The organism is Naasia lichenicola, assembly GCF_004801885.1.
Classification (GTDB): Bacteria; Actinomycetota; Actinomycetes; order Actinomycetales; family Microbacteriaceae; genus Naasia; species Naasia lichenicola.
In genome coordinates this window covers 627,066-644,821 of sequence record NZ_SSSM01000005.1, presented here as the reverse complement: position 1 = coordinate 644,821, position 17,756 = coordinate 627,066, and the positions used below count along the sequence as shown (strand labels likewise).

General features: G+C 67.9%; 15 protein-coding genes. 6 read left to right on the top strand and 9 right to left on the bottom strand.

What is annotated here, in order from left to right; translation table 11 throughout:
- Positions 1-84: 84 nt before the first annotated feature.
- On the bottom strand, positions 85-522 hold the full coding sequence (locus tag E6C64_RS13995) for a GNAT family acetyltransferase (RefSeq protein ID WP_136428099.1): 438 nt from the start codon (positions 520-522) through the stop codon (positions 85-87).
- A 37-nt stretch (positions 523-559) separates the two neighbouring features.
- Complete coding sequence (locus E6C64_RS13990; protein WP_233255629.1) at positions 560-3,031, bottom strand: ATP-dependent helicase; 2,472 nt, start codon at positions 3,029-3,031, stop codon at positions 560-562.
- 106 nt (positions 3,032-3,137) lie between these two features.
- Here E6C64_RS13990 and E6C64_RS13985 point away from each other — a divergent pair, with 106 nt between their 5' ends.
- A complete protein-coding gene (locus E6C64_RS13985; RefSeq protein WP_136428097.1) occupies positions 3,138-3,704 on the top strand; it encodes a hypothetical protein in 567 nt (188 codons plus the stop codon).
- A 71-nt stretch (positions 3,705-3,775) separates the two neighbouring features.
- Positions 3,776-4,585 (top strand): Bax inhibitor-1/YccA family protein, encoded by an 810-nt coding sequence (locus E6C64_RS13980; protein ID WP_136428096.1) that lies wholly within the window; start codon positions 3,776-3,778, stop codon positions 4,583-4,585.
- Positions 4,586-4,803: 218 nt separating this feature from the next.
- Here E6C64_RS13980 and guaA read toward each other — a convergent pair whose 3' ends face one another.
- The 7 genes from guaA to guaB all read right to left on the bottom strand — a co-directional run bounded on the left by guaA (position 4,804) and on the right by guaB (position 13,470).
- Complete coding sequence (gene guaA, locus E6C64_RS13975) at positions 4,804-6,465, bottom strand: glutamine-hydrolyzing GMP synthase (protein WP_136428095.1); 1,662 nt, start codon at positions 6,463-6,465, stop codon at positions 4,804-4,806.
- Positions 6,462-6,911, bottom strand: coding sequence for a DUF3817 domain-containing protein (locus E6C64_RS13970; protein WP_136428094.1), 450 nt, complete (start codon positions 6,909-6,911; stop codon positions 6,462-6,464). The genes guaA and E6C64_RS13970 overlap by 4 nt, the downstream gene beginning before the upstream one ends.
- Before the next feature lie 9 nt (positions 6,912-6,920).
- Positions 6,921-7,748 (bottom strand): SURF1 family protein, encoded by an 828-nt coding sequence (locus E6C64_RS13965; RefSeq protein ID WP_136428093.1) that lies wholly within the window; start codon positions 7,746-7,748, stop codon positions 6,921-6,923.
- Between the two features lie 112 nt (positions 7,749-7,860).
- Positions 7,861-9,591 carry a glycerol-3-phosphate dehydrogenase/oxidase gene (locus E6C64_RS13960; protein WP_136428092.1) on the bottom strand — a complete coding sequence of 577 codons (1,731 nt, stop codon included), beginning with the start codon at positions 9,589-9,591 and terminating at the stop codon, positions 7,861-7,863.
- Between the two features lie 42 nt (positions 9,592-9,633).
- Positions 9,634-10,752 carry a GuaB3 family IMP dehydrogenase-related protein gene (locus E6C64_RS13955; protein ID WP_136428712.1) on the bottom strand — a complete coding sequence of 373 codons (1,119 nt, stop codon included), beginning with the start codon at positions 10,750-10,752 and terminating at the stop codon, positions 9,634-9,636.
- A gap of 91 nt (positions 10,753-10,843) precedes the next feature.
- Positions 10,844-11,791 carry a type IV toxin-antitoxin system AbiEi family antitoxin domain-containing protein gene (locus E6C64_RS13950; RefSeq protein WP_158437867.1) on the bottom strand — a complete coding sequence of 316 codons (948 nt, stop codon included), beginning with the start codon at positions 11,789-11,791 and terminating at the stop codon, positions 10,844-10,846.
- Between the two features lie 176 nt (positions 11,792-11,967).
- Positions 11,968-13,470 carry an IMP dehydrogenase gene (gene guaB, locus E6C64_RS13945; protein WP_136428090.1) on the bottom strand — a complete coding sequence of 501 codons (1,503 nt, stop codon included), beginning with the start codon at positions 13,468-13,470 and terminating at the stop codon, positions 11,968-11,970.
- A gap of 297 nt (positions 13,471-13,767) precedes the next feature.
- Here guaB and E6C64_RS13940 point away from each other — a divergent pair, with 297 nt between their 5' ends.
- The 4 genes from E6C64_RS13940 to E6C64_RS13925 are packed head-to-tail and all read left to right on the top strand — an operon-like array spanning position 13,768 to position 17,756.
- Positions 13,768-15,078 (top strand): branched-chain amino acid ABC transporter permease, encoded by a 1,311-nt coding sequence (locus tag E6C64_RS13940; RefSeq protein WP_136428089.1) that lies wholly within the window; start codon positions 13,768-13,770, stop codon positions 15,076-15,078.
- Between the two features lie 11 nt (positions 15,079-15,089).
- Positions 15,090-16,067 (top strand): branched-chain amino acid ABC transporter permease, encoded by a 978-nt coding sequence (locus tag E6C64_RS13935; RefSeq protein WP_136428088.1) that lies wholly within the window; start codon positions 15,090-15,092, stop codon positions 16,065-16,067.
- Positions 16,068-16,098: 31 nt separating this feature from the next.
- Positions 16,099-16,980, top strand: a complete 882-nt coding sequence (locus E6C64_RS13930; protein WP_136428711.1) for an ABC transporter ATP-binding protein — start codon at positions 16,099-16,101, stop codon at positions 16,978-16,980.
- A complete protein-coding gene (locus E6C64_RS13925; protein WP_136428087.1) occupies positions 16,980-17,756 on the top strand; it encodes an ABC transporter ATP-binding protein in 777 nt (258 codons plus the stop codon). Before E6C64_RS13930 ends, E6C64_RS13925 begins: the two co-directional genes overlap by 1 nt.

The following is a 17,756-nucleotide window of genomic DNA, read 5'->3' as shown; positions in this document are numbered from 1 at the left end:
AACCGGTATGAAACGACCAACACGCCGAGGTTTACGCACTCGTCGGCGCTCCCAGCCCGAATAGCGAACATTCCGCGCGACGGTTCAGCCGTCGGGGATGAGGCGCTTTCCGAGGCCGGTCGCATGGTCGGGGCTGTAGCCGAGAGCCGTCCAGACAGCCTGCACCGACTCATTGCCGTTGCGGATCTGGATGTTCACCTTGGGGCAGCCGAGCCGCTCGAGCAGGTCTTCAGCGTGTGCCACGATGCGACGGGCCACTCCCCTCCCCTGCCATTCGGGATGGACCGCGACGTAGTAGAGCCAGCCGCGATGGCCGTCGAAGCCAGCCATCACGGTGGCGACGACCGCTGTGCCGTCGACGCCGTCAGCGAGACCGTCGTCGACGAGGAACAGCTCGGGCTGCACCGTCAGCTTGCGCGCGATGTCCTTCCGCGGGTCGTTCCATGGGCGAACCAGTCCGCAGAGCCCCCAGAGGGCGACGACTGCTTCCGTATCCCGCTCGGCGAAGGCACGGATGGTCACGCGCTGGTGTTCATCGGGGGCAAGCGTGAGCCGCCGCTCAGGATGGCTCGAACTCGTCGACCCGCGGGTCGGTCTGATCGCCCTCGGCCGCGTCGTGCGCGGTGGAGGCGGCGGAGACCGGATTCCCGTCGGCGTCCAGCTTCTCCAGCGGAGCGACCTTGATGAGCAGGCGCTTGCGTCCGGCCGACTCGAACTGGACTTCCGCGATCCGCTTCGCGCCCTCGCCCGTCACGCCGAGCACCTTGCCGTCGCCGAAGTCCGTGTGCCGGATCCGGTCGCCGGCCGCGAGCACGAGGTCGCCGTTGTCGCGCATCTGGCCGGTGACCCGATTGGACCATTCGGTCTTGGGCTTCTGCGCCCCATTCTGCGCGCCGCCCTGAGATCCGTAGGACGAGCCGCCGCGGTTGCCGGGCACGCTGTAGGCACCGCCGTAGCCGTCGCGACGAGCGTTGAGGGCGCGCGGCTGCGTTCCGCCGCGACTGGTGGCCATTCCGGGCGACTGCTTCCAGTCGATCAGCTCACCGGGGATCTCCTGCAGGTATCGACTCGGCATGGCCACGGAGACATCGCCGTACTGCGCTCGCGTCATCGCCAGCGAGAGGAAGAGGCGCTTGCGTGCACGCGTGATGCCGACGTAGAAGAGCCGGCGCTCCTCGGCGGGTCCGCCGGGCTCGCCGGCCGACATCCGATGCGGCAGGAGGTCCTCCTCGATGCCGGTGAGGAACACCGCGTCGTACTCGAGGCCCTTGGCCGTGTGCAGGGTCATCAGCGAGACGGTGCCGCTGCTGTCGTCGAGCTCATCCGCCGCTGCGACCAGGGACACCTCGGTCAGGAAGTCGATGAGCGTTCCGGTGGGATTGTTGCGCTGGTACTCCTTGGTGACGGAGAGCAGCTCCTCCACGTTCTCGGCGCGGGCCTCGTCCTGCGGATCCTGCGACCTTCGCAGCGCGTCGAGGTAGCCGCTGCGCGAGATGAGGAGTCCGAGGACTTCCGGCACACCATCGGAGGCGGCATCGCCCTCGGCGGGCGGCTCGGCGAGCACGGACGCCTCATCGAGCAGGTTGGACAGCTCCGAGATGGCGCGGGTGACCTTGGGGCCGAGACCGAGCTCCCCCGCGAAGCGCAGGCTGTCGCGGAAGCTCATCTGGTTCTTCTCGGCGAAGTTCGCCAGCTGGGTCTCGGTGGCCGGCCCGATGCCGCGCTTGGGAGTGTTGAGGATGCGGCGGACCGCGAGGGTGTCCGCGGGGTTGGCGACGGCGATCAGGTACGCCATGACGTCCTTGATCTCGGCGCGCTCGTAGAACTTGGTGCCGCCGACGATCCGGTAGGGCAGCGCGGAGCGGATGAAGATCTCCTCCAGCGCGCGGGTCTGCGAGTTGGTGCGGTAGAAGACGGCGATGTCCTTATAGGCCATGCCCTTCTCGTGCAGGGTCTGGATCTCGTCGGCCACGAACTGGGCCTCGTCGTGGCCGGAGTACCCGGTGTAGCCGACGATCTTGTCGCCGTCCCCCACGGAGGTCCAGAGCTTCTTGTCCTTGCGGTCGAAGTTGTTGGCGATGACCGAGTTGGCGGCGGTGAGGATGTTCTGGGTCGAGCGGTAGTTCTGCTCGAGCAGGATGACCTTGGCGCCCGTGAAGTCGCGTTCGAACTCGACGATGTTGCGGATGTCGGCTCCGCGGAAGGCGTAGATCGACTGGTCGGAGTCGCCGACGACCGTCAGCGATGCGCCGTCGACGGCGGAGATCAGGCCGGGATCCCGCTCGGCCGGCTCCTTGGTGAGCTCGCGGATGAGCGCGTACTGCGCGTGGTTGGTGTCCTGGTACTCGTCGACCAGGATGTGCCGGAAGCGCTTCTGGTACATCGCGGCGATGTGCGGGAAGGCGCGGAACAGGTAGACCGTCTGGGCGATGAGGTCGTCGAAGTCGAAGGCGTTGGCGCTCGACAGAGCCCGGGAGTAGTCGCGGAAGATCTCGAGGAACATCGAGTCGCTCGGATCACCGTGGTTGACCGTGCGCGCGTAGCTCTCGACGTCGGCGAGCTCGTTCTTGAGCTTGGAGATCTTGTTGGCTGTGGACGAGACGGTGAAGCCGAGCACATCGGCCTCGCGGTCCTTGATGATCCGCTTGAGCAGAGCGCGGGAGTCGCCGCTGTCGTAGATCGTGAAGTTGCGGCTGTAGCCGAACTGCTCGGCCTCGCGGCGGAGGATGCGGACGCAGGCGGAGTGGAAGGTGGAGATCCACATGCCCTCGGCCACGTTGCCGACGAGCGCGCGCACCCGCTCGCGCATCTCGGCGGCGGCCTTGTTGGTGAAGGTGATGGCCAGGATCTGGCTCGGATACGCCTCGCGGGTCTCGAGCAGTCCAGCGATCCGACGGGTCAGCACACTGGTCTTGCCGGAGCCCGCGCCGGCCACGATCAGCAGGGCCTGGCCACGGTAGAGGACGGCCTCGCGCTGCTGGGGGTTGAGTCCGTCGAGGAGGGCATTGGACATCTCGACAGCGGTCTGCATCAGGACATCGATTCTAACCGCGGCCACCGACACAGCGGCCGGGCGGCGGAGTCGACCCGGGCGCGTCATCCGGTCGTCGACGCATCCTCATCATTAGGTTCGAGCTGTGTCCGATTCGCCGATCGCCGCAGCTCCGGCCGCGATCGCGCGCAGGCGCCTGGCGCCCGAGCCGAACCGTGCGGTCCCGCTCCGCTGGGGCGGATACCGATCACGACAGCTCTCCGGCCTGATGCTGATCTGCGGAGGCGCCGGGCTCATCCTGCCGGCCAACGCCAGCACCATCGGCCTCGCGCTCCTCGGCTCAGCACTCCATCTCGTCGGCTGGAGCATCCTGCCCGCCCGCGGCTGGCGACGGGTGTGGGCCGCCGGCCCGAGCATGCTCGCCCTCTGGTTCACGGTGCTCGGCGCGCGCACCCTGTTCCTGCTGGCGCTCCCCCTGCTGCTCTGGCTGCTGGTCCGTCGGCGTCGACTGCCCACCTATGCGCTCGTCGCACTCCCCGTGATCGCCAACCTCTGGGCGACCACTCGATTCGGCATCTTCGAGCGCCCGCCGGTCGTGCTCGCCGGGGTCGCTGCGGTGGTCCTCGCAGCGTGGGTCGCCGCCCTGGCCAGCCGTGTTCTGGGGTGGCCCTCCAAGCGCGCCCACAGCGGAAATTCACCTGACGAAAGGTAAAATCCTAGGGATTGTCACTTCCGCCAGGATCGTCCTGGACGGATCGACCCGGTAAGGAATTCCGAGTAGGCATGGCACAGTCCTCCAATCCCGCATTCAAGAACAACGCGGCGTTCAACGGCAGAGGCGCAATAGCCGTCAGCACGCCCAGCGCGACCGAGCTCGATGAGCTCTACTCGCGCCCGTCGGCAACCCCGACGGACACCGACCGGATGTCCTATGAAGACACCACCCTCAAGACGGTCGCGCTCTTCGCCGTCCTGCTCGTCACCGGCGCCGTCGGCTGGGCCCTTCCCGGTCTCGCCATCGTCGGCGCCATCGGCGGCCTCGTGCTCGGCCTCGTCAACACCTTCAAGAAGCAGCCGTCGGTTCCGCTGATCGTCGCCTACGCGGCGTTCGAGGGGCTGTTCGTCGGCGGCATCTCGGCAATCTTCGAGCGGACCTGGCCCGGTGTCGTCGTCCAGGCGATCCTCGCCACTCTCGTCACCGTCGCAGTGGTCCTCGCGCTCTTCGCGAGCGGCAAGGTCCGCGCGTCGGCCCGGGCCACGAAGATCTTCCTGGTCGCGATGATCGCCTACGCGGTGTTCTCGCTGGTGAACTTCGGCCTCATGATCTTCGGCGGGGACATCGTCGAGGGCGGAGCCTTCGGCCTGCGTTCGGCTGACATCCCCGGAACGAGCATTCCCTTCGGCCTCGTGATCGGCGCCCTCGCGGTGCTGCTCGCGGCCTACTCGCTGGTGCTCGACTTCGACTTCGTCAAGCAGGGCGTGCAGCGGGGTCTCCCCCGCAAGTTCGGCTGGCAGGCGGCCTTCGGCCTCATGGTCACGATCGTCTGGCTCTACGTGGAGTTCCTGCGCATCTTCGCTCTGACCCGCGAGTAGCGGTAGGCGAGAGAGCAGAGAAGGGCGGTTCCCCACGGGGAGCCGCCCTTCTTCGTTGCCCGCAGCGCGCGACGCGGTCGTATTGGGCGAGCGCGGTCGTTGTGCGCGAGCGCGCACCTCGCGCTATCCGGAGCACCGAACGCGGTCGGTCTACCGACAGCGTTCGGTGCTGACGACCGCGCGACGCAGCAGCTTGGATTCAGCCACTCGGCTGCGCGTCACTCCCACTCGATGGTTCCCGGCGGCTTCGACGTCACGTCGAGCACGACCCGGTTGACGCCCGGCACCTCGTTGGTGATCCGGTTCGAGATGCGGGCGAGCAGGTCGTAGGGCAGGCGCGTCCAGTCTGCGGTCATCGCGTCCTCGCTGGAGACCGGGCGAAGCACGATCGGATGACCGTAGGTGCGCCCGTCGCCCTGCACCCCCACGCTGCGGACATCGGCGAGCAGCACGACCGGGCACTGCCAGATCTCACCGTCGAGGCCCGCGTTGGTGAGCTCCTCGCGTGCGATGGCATCGGCCAGGCGCAGCAGATCGAGCCGCTCGCGGGTGACCTCGCCGACGATCCTGATGCCCAGGCCCGGACCGGGGAACGGCTGGCGGGAGACGATGACCTCGGGCAGGCCGAGCTCGCGGCCGATGGCGCGCACCTCGTCCTTGAAGAGGGTGCGCAGGGGCTCGACGAGGGCGAATGTCAGGTCGTCGGGCAGGCCGCCCACATTGTGGTGCGACTTGATGTTGGCTGTTCCGGATCCCCCGCCCGACTCGACGACGTCGGGGTAGAGCGTGCCCTGGACGAGGAAGTCGATCGTGGCGCCGTCGGCCTTGGACTCAAGCACGAGCGCCTCGGCGGCTGCCTCGAAGGTGCGGATGAACTCCCGGCCGATGATCTTTCGCTTCTGCTCGGGGTCGCTCACGCCGGCGAGGGCGTCGAGGAACTGGTCCTCGGCGTCGACGGTGACCAGGCGGACGCCGGTCGAGGCCACGAAGTCCTCCTGCACCTGGCGGGCCTCGTCCTGCCGCAGCAGGCCGTGGTCGACGAATATGCAGGTGAGCTGGTCGCCGACCGCCTTCTGCACGATCGCCGCCGCGACGGCGGAGTCGACTCCCCCGCTCAGACCGCAGATGACGCGGGCGGATCCGACCTGGGCGCGGATGCGCTCCACCTGCTCGGCGATGACGTTGCCGCTGTTCCAGTCGTCGGGGATGCCGGCGGCGCGGTGCAGGAAGTTCTCGAGGACGCTCTGTCCGTACTGGGTGTGCTTGACCTCGGGGTGCCATTGCACGCCGTAGAGGCGGCGCGCGTCGTTCGCGAAGGCGGCGACGGGGGTCGACGCCGAGGACGCCAGCACGTCGAAGCCCGCGGGAGCCTGGAGCACGGAGTCGCCGTGCGACATCCAGGTGATCTGCTGCTCGGGCTGGTCGTGCAGCAGCACGTTGGAGGTGTCGGAGGCGACGACATCCGTGGAGCCGTACTCACGTGCGCCCGTCTTGCCGACCTCGCCACCCAGCTGCTGCGCCATCACCTGGAATCCGTAGCAGATGCCGAGCACGGGCACGCCGAGCTCGATGATGCCGGGATCGAGCGACGGCGCTCCGGCCTCGTAGACGCTGGAGGGGCCGCCGCTGAGGATGATGCCTACCGGGTTCTTGGCCGCGACCTCCGCCGCGGAGATCGAGTGCGGCACGATCTCGGAGTAGACGCTCGCCTCGCGGACTCGGCGCGCGATGAGCTGCGCGTACTGGGCGCCGAAGTCGACGACCAGGACGGGGCGAGCCTCTGTGGCGATCGTGTCGGAGACAGGTCCCGGGCCGGTCCCGAGGTTCGGGGCCGCCGCGGACGGGGTCTCTGCGGGAGCGGTCTCTGCGGGAGTGGTCATGCGGATGGGCCTGCCTCGATGGGTGCCGGGTGGTCTGCGGTCTCGCGCTGGGCGAGGTAGTCGGTGACCTCGCGGTGGATGCGCCGCTCGGTGAAGAAGGAGAGCAGGGGCACGACGCCGCCCGCCGCGATGAGGATGAAGCGCGTGATCGGCCAGCGCATGAAGGTGATGAGCACGAAATCGGCGATCAGGTACGCGAGATAGAGGTAGCCGTGCGTGATCTGGAAGACCAGGCTGAGGTTGATCGCCTGCACGCTTCCCGAGGGCACGAGGGCGATGAAGCCGCCGACTCCGCCGAGCTCGAGCTCGAGGCCGAAGACGTACTTGAGGACGATCTCGACGACCAGGATGAGCAGCATCACACCGGTGGCGTAGGCCAGGACGCGGTAGACCGCGAGGGCGGTCCGGATGCGGGGGAAGTCGGCTGTCCGCGGGGCCCTCGGCATTGCTCCAGTCTACGGTCGCGCGGCGGGCTGCCCCACCGAGGCGGAGGACGCCCCATCCTCCGCCGACTCGGCGCCAGCGATGTCGTCGCGTTCGCGCTCGTAGACGTCGCGGATCAGGCGGTACCAGATGTACAGCGCGATGACGGCGAACAGCGCCCACTCGACGGCGTAGAACAGGTTGAGGAAGTTCAGCTGCACCTGCTGCTCGAGCAACGGGGAGTAGATGGGGTCGAGCCCGAGACCGTCCGGCGCATCCGTCAGGGTGATGTAGCCGGCGTACGTCGGGCCGGCATCCGCCCACTCGTTGATCAGCGCCGCCACCGCGAAGTCCTCCGGGTAGACCTGGCCGTCGGTCGGCTCCGTGGGGGCTTCGCTCTGCTGGAACCGACCGCTGACGGTGGTCGGAAGAGCCGACGCGTCGGCATCGGAGAGCGCGGACTGCGCCGTCTTCTCATCGTCCGTCCAGCCGAGGCCGACGGCGAGCGAGTCCCCGTCATCCGTGCGGAAATGGCCGGTGACCCAGTATCCGGAGCGCCCCTCGTCGAGTCGATCGGCGAGGATCTGGAACTCCCCTCGGACCCACTCGCCAGATGCGCTGACGAGCTGCCCGATGGCCTCGTCGCCGACGGAGGTGGCGGGGTCGGCGACCTGGGTCAGCGGCAGCACCTGCTCCGTCGGCCGCTCGACCACGGTGCCCGCCTGAACGGCGCGGGAGAGCTGCCATTGTCCGAACAGGGCGAAGACGACGGCGAGCAGGATGAAGCCGCCGAGCATCAGCAGCGACCGGGGGCGCCGCATGATCTGCAGCATGCTGGGGCTGGGTGCGGGGGTTGTCACGTCTGTGGATCCCTTACCAACTCAAGGAGATTCTGCCTTCAGGCGACCTGGCCATGCGGATCCAGGGGCCCGTCGCGCAGAATCTCCTTGAGATGGTGAGTGGCTGATCGTCTCAGGCGACGGTGATGATGTCGGGCGCTTCGAGGCGCACGCGATCGGCCGACTCGTCGTCGGGCTCCTGCTGGCTGGCGCGCTCCGCTTCTACCCGCTTGAGGTAGGTGTTGACCTCGCGCTGGATCTTCGCGTCGTCCCAGCCGAGCACCTCGGCCATCAGCCGCGCGGCGACCGGCGCCGCCGAGACGCCGCGATCCCACGCCTCGATGGAGATCCGAGTGCGACGGGCGAGCACATCCTCGAGGTGCAGCGCGCCCTCGTGCGATGCGGCGTAGATGACCTCGGCCTGGATGTAGTCGTCGGCGCCGGGCAGCGGCTCCTGCAGCTCGGGGCGGGCCTTGATGAGGTCGAGCAGCTCGTCCGTCAGCACGCCGTACCGGTTGAGCAGGTGCTCGATCCGCACCCGGTGCACACCGAAGGCGCTGGCGATCCTGCCGCGCTTGTTCCAGGCGGCCTGATACCCCTCGGCACCGAGCAGGGCGATGTCCTGCGTGGTCGACGCCGGGATGCGACCGTCGAGCGCAGAGACCGCGGCGTCGATGGCGTCCTTCGCCATGACCCGGTAGGTCGTCCACTTGCCGCCGGCGATCACGACGAGCCCGGGGACCGAGTGGGCGACGAGGTGCTCGCGGGAGAGCTTGGAGGTCTGCTCGGATTCCCCGGCCAGCAGCGGACGGAGGCCCGCGTAGACACCCTCGACGTCCTCGCGGGTGAGCGGCACGGTGAGGATCTTGTTCACGTGCTCGAGCACGTAGTCGATGTCGGCGGCGGTCGCGGCCGGGTGCGCCTTGTCGAGGTGCCAGTCGGTGTCCGTGGTTCCGATGATCCAGTGGCGACCCCACGGGATCACGAAGAGCACGCTCTTCTCGGTGCGGAGGATCACGCCGCCGTTGGACTGGAAGCGGTCGCGCGGCACGACGAGGTGGATGCCCTTGGACGCGCGCACCTTGAACTGGCCGCGCTCGCCGACCATCGACTGGGTCTCGTCGGTCCAGACGCCCGTCGCGTTGACGACCTGCTTGGCGCGGACCTCGAACTTCTCGCCGGTCTCGAGGTCGTGTGCGTGCACGCCGACCACCCGCTCGCCGACCTTGATGAAGCCCTCGACGCGGACGCGGGTGGCGACGTGGGTGCCGTAGAAGGAGGCCGTGCGGGCGAGGTTGGCCACGTAGCGGGCGTCATCGACCTGAGCGTCGTAGTAGGTGAGCCCGCCGGTGAACGCGTCGTTCGCGAGGCTGGGCATGGCGCGCAGCATCTGCGACTTGGTGAGGTGGCGGTGGTGCGGCACGCCAGGAGGGCGCCCACCCGACCAGCTGAAGATGTCGTAGAGCAGCATGCCTGCGCCGATGTAGGCGCGCTCCCAGACCCGGTGGGTCAGCGGGTAGAGGAACTTGACCGGCTTGACCAGGTGAGGGGCGAGCCGCTGGAGCAGCAGACCGCGCTCGATGAGCGCCTCGCGGACGAGTCGGAAGTCCAGTTGCTCGAGGTAGCGGATGCCGCCGTGCACGAGCTTCGACGAGCGGCTCGAGGTGCCGGATGCGAAGTCGCGCGCCTCGAGTAGGCCGACGCTGAGCCCGCGCGTGGCGGCGTCGAGGGCGCTGCCGGTGCCGACGATCCCGCCGCCGACGACGAGGATGTCGAGCTCCTTCTCTTTCAGAGCGAGGATCGCGGCTGCGCGCTCCTCGGGGCCGAGCTTCGACGAGAGCGTGACGCTGTTTCCCTGAGCCATGACTTCCTCCTGTGGCCGCTTCGTGAGCGGCCCATGCTGCTGCTAGTTCACCCGGTAGGGGGCGACGACGACTTCCACTCGCTGGAACTCCTTGAGATCGGAGTATCCGGTGGTTGCCATCGATTTCTTCAACGCCCCGATCAGGTTCGTTGTTCCGTTCGCGACCGTGGCTGGACCGTAGAGGATCTGCTCGAGCGGGGCCACCTGACCAACCTGCACCCTGTTGCCGCGAGGAAGCTCGGAATGGTGCGCTTCGGGGCCCCAGTGCCAGCCGCCGCCGGGGGCATCGGTGGCGCGGGCCAGCGCGGTGCCGAGCATGACGGCGTCCGCCCCGACCGCGATCGCCTTGACGATGTCGCCCGCAGTGCTGAGACCGCCGTCGGCGATGACGTGCACATAGCGTCCACCCGACTCATCCAGGTAGTCGCGGCGAGCGCCGGCGACATCGGCCACAGCTGTGGCCATGGGCGCATGCACGCCGAGGGCGGTTCGGGTGGTCGAGGCCGCTCCCCCGCCGAAGCCGACGAGAACGCCGGCCGCACCGGTGCGCATGAGGTGCAGCGCCGCGGTGTAGGTGGCGGCGCCGCCGACGATGACGGGCACGTCGAGGTCGTAGATGAACTCCTTGAGATTCAGGGGCTCGCGCTTCTTGGAGACGTGCTCGGCCGAGACGGTGGTGCCGCGGATGACGAAGAGGTCGACGCCAGCGGCGACCACGGTCTTGTAGTGCTCCTGCGTGCGCTGCGGACTGAGGGATCCGGCGACGGGCACCCCGGCGGCGCGGATCTCCGCGAGCCGACTCTTGATCAGCTCGGGCTGGATCGGCGCCGAGTAGAGATCCTGCATCGCGGCCGTCGCATCGACGTCGGCGAGCGCGCGGATCTCGGCCAGCCGGTCGGCGGCGTCCTCGTAGCGGGTCCAGAGACCCTCGAGGTCGAGCACGCCGAGGCCGCCGAGCTTGCCGATCGCGATCGCGGTGGCCGGCGAGACCACGGAGTCCATCGGCGCCGCGATCACGGGGATCTGGAACTGGTACGCGTCGATCGACCAGGTGGTCGAGACATCTTCGGGGTCACGCGTGCGGCGGGACGGCACCACCGCGATGTCGTCGAACGCGTACGCCCGACGCGCCCTCTTCGAGCGCCCGATCTCGAACTCCATACTCACCCGTCCACCCTACCGACCGACGACTCCGAGCTCCCCGCGGTCGAAGATGGCTCCCGGCGGGTGAAAGATCCACCGCGGGGAGCCACTATCTACCGCGCCGAGGTGTGAGGCCCGCGCCGAGGAGGATCCCCCGGAGTCGCGAGCGGTCGCGGATGTCCGCCCAGATGAGGCGGAAGAGGGCGTCGCTCTGGCGGCGGAGGCGGTCTTCGCGCTTCTTCTCTTTCCACACGATGTCCGCAGGGCTCAGTCCGTTGCGCATCTCAGCCGCCATGTACTTGACCGCGCCGTCGAACTCGCCGATGACTCGACTGCCGGGCCAGTAGAAGTCGACGCGACCGATGGCGCCGCGTTCGTCCGAGAACGGGACTTGCAGTTCCGGCGTCTCGAAGCCGAGCAGATGGATCTGCGCCCGCGCGAACGACTCTCCATAGGAATCGGACAGATGAGTCGCGAACTCGATCACGGCCGAGCAGTTGCGTTTCCTATAGCGCGGGTCGATCGCGTGAAGCTCTGCCTGCAGGTCGTCCTTCGTCACCCGGTCGACATTTCGCTCGGCGAGCGCAGCGTCGACTGTGCCGACGGCGTCGGAGAACGGATTCGCCAGCGCGAGATCGCAGGCGGTCCGAGCGACGCCCGTGACCAGGAATCCATCCACCTCTTGGATCCGCGTGCTGGCCAGCTCGGTGGGGTGACGGCGGACATCACCCTGCGATCGACCACCGTCGGCAGGTTGCGCGCAGATGCTGACTCGATCGCCGATCTCCATGGTCGGCAGGCGCCATGCCGCAGCGGCTGACTCGCCACAGAACACCGGCTCGGTAGGCGACGATTCGACGACCGCGCGCATTCGCAGACGATGCTGCTCGCGCAGGTCCGCGGCCTCCCAGCGAGTCCGATCGCAGTAGGCGCCGCGACGGATGTGCACCAGGCGTCCAGAAGACACCTGGCTCTGGACCGTGCGCGGTGACATCCCCGCCTGGCGGAGGTCGGAGATCAGCAGGATGCCGCGTCGGGACAGCGAGTCGAGATTCACGGCGATATCCTCGCCACGCTCACGGGCGTGTGGGGCGGTGATACGGGATCGGTGCAGAACCCGTCCGGATGAGTGCCTGTGCACGAGTGACCGGCCGTCTTCTCGCCGCTATGGAAAGTGGCTCCCCGCTACGGAACCATCCGTAGCGGGGAGCCACTTTCTACCGCGGGGACCTATCAGCGGCGGTAGTTCGGGGCCTCTACGACCATCTGGACGTCGTGCGGGTGGGATTCCTTGAGGCCCGCCGCGGTGATCCGGACGAACCTGCCCTTCGCCTTGAGCTCCTCGATGTTGCGGGCACCGACGTAGAACATCGACTGACGCAGGCCTCCGGTGAGCTGGTACGAGACGGCGGCGACGGGGCCGCGATACGGGACCTGTCCCTCGATGCCCTCGGCGATCAGCTGCTCGTCGCTCGGCACATCCGCCTGGAAGTACCTGTCGCGCGAGTAGGAGGTCTTCTTGCCCCGTGTCTGCAGTGCTCCCAGGGAGCCCATGCCGCGGTACTTCTTGTACTGCTTGCCGTTGACGAAGACCAGGTCGCCCGGGCTCTCGTCGGTGCCCGCGAGCAGCGAGCCGAGCATGACGGTGTCCGCTCCGGCGACGAGTGCCTTGGCGATATCGCCCGAGTACTGCAGGCCGCCGTCGGCGATGACCGGCACCCCGGACTCGCGCGCGGCGAGCGACGCCTCGTAGACGGCGGTGACCTGGGGCACGCCGACGCCCGCGACCACGCGGGTGGTGCAGATGGATCCGGGCCCTACGCCCACCTTGATGGCGTCCGCTCCGGCATCGACGAGCGACTGCGCACCGGATCGGGTCGCGACGTTGCCGCCGATGATGTCGATCGCGTCGAACGCCGAGTCGGACTTCAGGCGGGTGATGATGTCGAGCACGCCGCGGGAGTCTCCGTTGGCGGTGTCGACCACGATGACGTCCACGCCCGCCTCGCGGAGAGCCACGGCGCGATCCCACGCGTCGCCGAAGAATCCGATGGCGGCGGCGACCCGCAGGCGCCCCGCGGAGTCCTTCGTCGCGTTCGGGTACTTGTCGCTCTTGTCGAAGTCCTTGACGGTGATCAGGCCGCGGAGAATGCCGCTGCCGTCGACGATCGGCAGCTTCTCGATGCGGTGCTGGGCGAGCAGCGCGACGGCGCCGTCGGAATCGATGCCGACGGGGGCGGTGATCAGCCCCGTCGAGGTCATCACGTCGCGGACGAGGGTGGTCGCCTTCTCGAAGGGCGAGACGAAGCGCATGTCGCGGTTGGTGACGATGCCGACCAGTCGGCCGTCGGGTCCGATCACGGGCAGGCCCGAGACGCGGAACTGCCCGCAGAGCGCGTCCACCTCGGCGACGGTGGCATCGGGGGTCGTCGTCACCGGGTTGGTGATCATGCCCGACTCGGATCGCTTCACCGCGTCGACCTGGACCGCCTGCTCCTCGATCGAGAGGTTGCGGTGCAGCACGCCGAGACCGCCGTTGCGGGCCATGGCGATCGCCATCCGCGACTCGGTCACGGTGTCCATGGCGGAGGACAGCAGCGGGGCCGCGACCGTGATCCGCTTCGTCAGCCGCGATGAGGTGTCGGCCTCACTCGGGATGACGTCGGTGTGCCCGGGCAGGAGCATGACGTCGTCGTACGTGAGTCCGATGAATCCGAACGGATCGTGGCCTTCCATGGGCCCCTCCCAGTCGCCGTCGCGCTGCGCTCGACAGGCGGGCTGAGGAGCACGGTCACGGGATGAACATGATGATTGCTCCGGCGGCGACACTGCATACCGGTGATACATCTTAACCGCGCCCGACCCCCACTGTTCCCGACCCGGGCATCGGATCGCATCTCCCTCGGCGAGTCCACAACGATCCGATCACGGTTCGACGGTGAAACACAGCCGCAACAAAGGGGCCATAGAGTCAACCAACGTCCACGCAATGTCTGCGCAGCGGACACCTCTCCCGCATCAACTGGAGGTCACTTGTCCGCCACCGGATTCACCGCGACCCGGTTACGCCCGACCCTTCTCGTCATCTTCGGCGGTCTGCTGGTCCTGGCCGCCCTGTTCGGCTCCGCTCCCGCCGCCCATGCCGACGAGGTCGGCATCGAAGACAACCCGTATCGCGTCAGCGGCAACGTCCAGTACAACGGCGATCCCCTCGAAGGCGTCAAGCTGACGGTCGAGGGCGGCGGCTACGACGCCGAGGTCGAGACCGACGCAGAGGGCAAGTGGCGCGTCGGAGTGCCCGAGAAGTCCGAGTACAAGGTGACGCTCGACGAGTCCACCCTTCCCGACGGTGTGGCGGTAGTCGGCGACACCTCCAACGTGCAGACCGTCACGGTCGGCCCCGGTGGTCGTGTCACCACCAACTTCTTCATCGGCAAGGGCGAGCGCAATGTCACCCCGTTCTTCGATCAGGTCGTGCAGCGCCTCGTCAGCGGACTGAACTTCGGCCTGATGCTGGGCCTCGCGGCGGTGGGCCTCTCTCTGGTCTTCGGCACGACGGGGCTCTCGAACTTCGCCCACGCCGAGATGGTCACCTTCGGCGCCCTCGTCGCCTGGTTCTTAGGGGCGGCGCTCTCGGTTCCGATCTTCATCGCCATCCCCCTCGCGATCCTGCTCAGCGCTCTGTTCGGACTCGGTATGGATGTGGGCATCTGGCGGCCCCTGCGCCGGAAGGGACTCGGCACCGTCCAGCTGATGATCGTCAGCATCGGCCTGAGCCTCGCGTTGCGCTACGTCTTCCAGTTCTTCATCGGCGGCGGGACCCTGCAGCTCCCCGGCTCCAACTCGCCCGAGATCCCGCTGTTCGGCGCCGTCAAGCTGACGGTCATCGACATCGTCAGCATGGGCATCAGCATCGTGGTCATCGCCGCGTTCGCCTTCTGGCTCCTCTTCACCCGCATCGGCAAGGCCACCCGCGCCATCTCCGACAACCCCTCGCTCGCCGCCGCCTCGGGCATCAACGTCGACCGCGTCGTCCGGATCGTCTGGATCATGGCCGCCGGCCTCGCCGGACTCGCCGGTGTGCTGTACGCCTACTACCGGCCCGGGCTGAAGTGGGACATGGGAGCGCAGATCCTGCTGCTGGTCTTCGCGGCGGTCACCCTGGGCGGACTCGGCACGGCATTCGGCGCCCTCGTCGGCGCGCTCGTGGTGGGCATCCTCGTCGAGATCTCGAGCCTGTGGATCCCGGCCGACCTGAAGTACGTCGGTGCGCTCGTCGTGCTGATCCTCATCCTGCTGTTGCGACCCCAGGGCATCCTCGGTCGCCGAGAGAGAATTGGCTAGGAGGCCCTGAAATGGATTTGGCACAGATCCTCTCCAACTCGGTCGCGTTCATCATCGCGCCGGCCACCATCGCCTACGCTCTGGCGGCGATCGGCCTCTCGGTCCAGTTCGGCTACGCCGGACTGCTCAACATGGGCATCGCGGCGTACATGGCCATCGGCGCGTACGGCTACGCGATCTCGGTCCTCACCTTCGGATTCCCGTGGTGGGGCGGAGTGCTGGTCGGCATCGTCGGCTCGGTGATCTTCTCGCTGATCCTCGGCATCCCGACGCTGCGCCTGCGCGGCGACTACCTCGCCATCGTGACGATCGCCGCCGCCGAGGTGCTCCGCCTGCTGTTCCTGACGGCCACGTTCGACTCGGTCACCGGCTCCGCCGATGGCCTGAGCGGCTACCACAACAGCTTCCGGGCGGCGAACCCCTTCCCCGAAGGCACCTACGGCTTCGGGCCATGGGAGATGAGCGCGAACGGCGCGTGGGTGACCACGATCGGCGTCCTCCTCGTCGCGGTGTCCCTGCTCGTGGTCTGGGCACTCATGCGCAGCCCATGGGGCCGTGTGCTCAAGGGCATCCGCGAGGATGAGGACGCGGTCCGCGCACTCGGCAAGAACGTCTTCTCGTTCAAGCTCCAGGCCCTCGTCCTGGGCGGCGTCTTCGGCGCCCTCGGCGGCGTGGTCTACGCTCTTCCATCCTCGGTCAACCCCGGCTCCTACGTGACGTCGCTGACCTTCTTCGTCTACACCGCGCTGCTGCTGGGCGGCGCCGCGACCGTCTTCGGCCCCGTGCTGGGCTCCATCCTGTTCTGGGTGCTGCAGACCTTCCTCGGCAACATCCTCCCCGGGCTCGCGTCGATCGGCGTCCTGCCTGTATCCAGCTCCCAGGCGAGCACGCTGAGATTCATCCTGGTGGGCGTCGCTCTGATGCTGATCGTGATCTTCCGGCCGCAGGGCATCCTCGGCAACAAGAAGGAGCTGACCTTTGTCAAGTGAGATCCCGGAGCCGGTCCCCCCGGTCTCGCCCATGCCGCACGCACCACGTCCGAAGTCCGTCGGCCTGCACAAGGGCGAGCCGGCCCCCGGAGTGGCCAAGGTCGATCCGATCATCGTCGCCGACGGGATCACCCGCACGTTCGGCGGCCTGACCGCGGTCAACGTCGAGCACCTCGAGATCCCCCGCAACGCCATCACGGCGCTGATCGGCCCCAACGGCGCGGGCAAGACCACGCTCTTCAACCTGCTCACCGGATTCGACAAGCCCGATACCGGCTCGTGGACCTTCGACGGCAAGTCGCTCTCGAACGTCCCCGCGTACCGGGTCGCCCGGATGGGCCAGGTCCGCACCTTCCAGCTGACGAAGGCCCTCGGACTGCTCACCGTGCTCGAGAACATGAAGCTCGGGGCCAAGGGCCAGACGGGCGAGAACTTCTTCCAGGGCCTCTTCCCCGCCCTGTGGCGCAAGCAGGACAAGGAGATCGAGCAGAAGGCGCTCGACCTGCTGGTGAAGTTCAAGCTCGACGCCAAGAAGGACGACTTCGCCGCCAGCCTCTCAGGAGGACAGCGGAAGCTGCTCGAAATGGCGCGGGCGCTCATGAGCGATCCCGTGCTGGTGATGCTCGACGAGCCCATGGCGGGCGTCAACCCCGCGCTGACGCAGTCGCTGCTGGACAAGATCCTCGACCTCAAGGACGAGGGCATGACGGTGCTGTTCGTCGAGCACGACATGCACATGGTCCGCCACATCGCCGACTGGGTCATCGTCATGGCCGAGGGCCAGGTCGTCGCCGAGGGCCCGCCCCTCGAGGTCATGCAGAACCCCGCGGTGATCGACGCCTACCTCGGCGCGCACCAGGAGATCGACCTCGGCGAGCTCACGGGCCGCTACACGCCGGAAGGGAAGAACTGATGGCCGCCGCAGAGTCCGTCGCACCCGCGGAGCACCCCTCGACCGATCCGAGTCGGCTGGTCGTGCACATCGACAACATCACGGCGGGCTACCTGCCCGGCGTGAACATCCTCAACGGCTGCTCCCTCAAGGCATACGAGGGCGAGCTCATCGGCATCATCGGCCCGAATGGAGCCGGCAAGTCGACGCTGCTCAAGTCGATCTTCGGCCAGGTCAAGATCCGGGAAGGCGCGATCCGCCTGATGGGCGACGACATCACCGGCCTCAAGGCGGACAAGCTGGTCGCCCGCGGGGTCGGCATGGTGCCGCAGAACAACAACGTGTTCCCCAGCCTGTCCATCGAGGAGAACCTCCAGATGGGGCTCTACCAGCGCCCCAAGGAGTACAAGGAGCGCCTCGAGTTCGTGACCGGGATCTTCGCCGAGCTGGGCAAGCGCCTCAAGCAGCGCGCGGGCTCACTGTCCGGCGGCGAGCGCCAGATGGTGGCGATGGGCCGGGCGCTCATGATGCGCCCGCATGTGCTGCTGCTGGATGAGCCGTCCGCCGGCCTCTCCCCCGCGCGTCAGGACGAGGCGTTCATCCGCGTCTCCGAGATCAACAAGGCGGGCGTGACGACCATCATGGTCGAGCAGAACGCACGACGCTGCCTGCAGATCTGCGACCGCGGATACGTGCTCGACCAGGGCCGGGACGCGTACACGGGCACGGGCCGCGACCTGCTGAACGATCCCAAGGTCATCAACCTGTACCTGGGCACGCTGGGCGTCGACGCCTGA

Bases quoted from the DNA above. Each gene is read 5' to 3' on its own strand.
- E6C64_RS13980 (WP_136428096.1), top strand. From the start codon at position 3,776: ATGGCACAGTCCTCCAATCCCGCATTCAAGAACAACGCGGCGTTCAAC.
- guaB (WP_136428090.1), bottom strand. From the start codon at position 13,470: ATGGAAGGCCACGATCCGTTCGGATTCATCGGACTCACGTACGACGAC.
- E6C64_RS13960 (WP_136428092.1), bottom strand. From the start codon at position 9,591: ATGGCTCAGGGAAACAGCGTCACGCTCTCGTCGAAGCTCGGCCCCGAG.
- guaA (WP_136428095.1), bottom strand. From the start codon at position 6,465: ATGACCACTCCCGCAGAGACCGCTCCCGCAGAGACCCCGTCCGCGGCG.
- E6C64_RS13930 (WP_136428711.1), top strand. From the start codon at position 16,099: ATGCCGCACGCACCACGTCCGAAGTCCGTCGGCCTGCACAAGGGCGAG.
- E6C64_RS13970 (WP_136428094.1), bottom strand. From the start codon at position 6,911: ATGCCGAGGGCCCCGCGGACAGCCGACTTCCCCCGCATCCGGACCGCC.
- E6C64_RS13925 (WP_136428087.1), top strand. From the start codon at position 16,980: ATGGCCGCCGCAGAGTCCGTCGCACCCGCGGAGCACCCCTCGACCGAT.
- E6C64_RS13935 (WP_136428088.1), top strand. From the start codon at position 15,090: ATGGATTTGGCACAGATCCTCTCCAACTCGGTCGCGTTCATCATCGCG.
- E6C64_RS13990 (WP_233255629.1), bottom strand. From the start codon at position 3,031: ATGCAGACCGCTGTCGAGATGTCCAATGCCCTCCTCGACGGACTCAAC.
- E6C64_RS13955 (WP_136428712.1), bottom strand. From the start codon at position 10,752: ATGGAGTTCGAGATCGGGCGCTCGAAGAGGGCGCGTCGGGCGTACGCG.